Here is a 598-nt window from a genome sequence, read left to right on the forward strand (position 1 = left end):
TCATCGAGGATGGAGAACTGATTTTCACGATTCGCTACGGTACAACGCAATTCCGTCATGAGACGATTGCACGACTTGGAGAGCTGCTGGCATCCGGCTTGCGTGAGGTGATTCATCATTGTGTCGCCCAAGAAAGAACGGTGCTGACCCCAAGTGATGTCCTGTTAAACCATGTAACGCTGGATGAGCTGGAGCAATTGGTGAAGGATACGCAAGATATGGGTGAGCTGGAAAATGTGTATGCTTTGACACCGATGCAAAAGGGCATGCTCTTCTTCAGTCTGATGGATGAAAATTCGGCAGCTTATTTTGAACAGGCCACCTTTGAATTGAACGGGCGTTTTGATGTGGTTGCTTTCGGTAAAAGCTTTGACCTGCTCGTACAGCGTCATGAGGCATTACGGACGAACTTTATCAGTTCATGGAAGGATGAGCCTGTACAGGTCGTCTTCCGCAACCGTAGCGGAGAATTATATTATGAAGACTTGCGCGGACTAGAAAAAGAGGAACGAGAAGCTCGTGTTGAAGCTTTTGCCATCGAGGACAAAGCGAAAGGATTCAATCTCGCAGAGGATGCACTCATTCGTGTCTCCATTTT

1 protein-coding gene is annotated in these 598 nt (G+C 47.5%); it reads left to right on the top strand.

Annotation, left to right across the window (positions count from 1 at the left end):
- The coding region (locus ACWA2B_RS27945; protein WP_449292883.1) for a condensation domain-containing protein at nt 1-598 on the top strand (598 nt) is incomplete at both ends.

The organism is Paenibacillus sp. CMM36 (assembly GCF_053570945.1).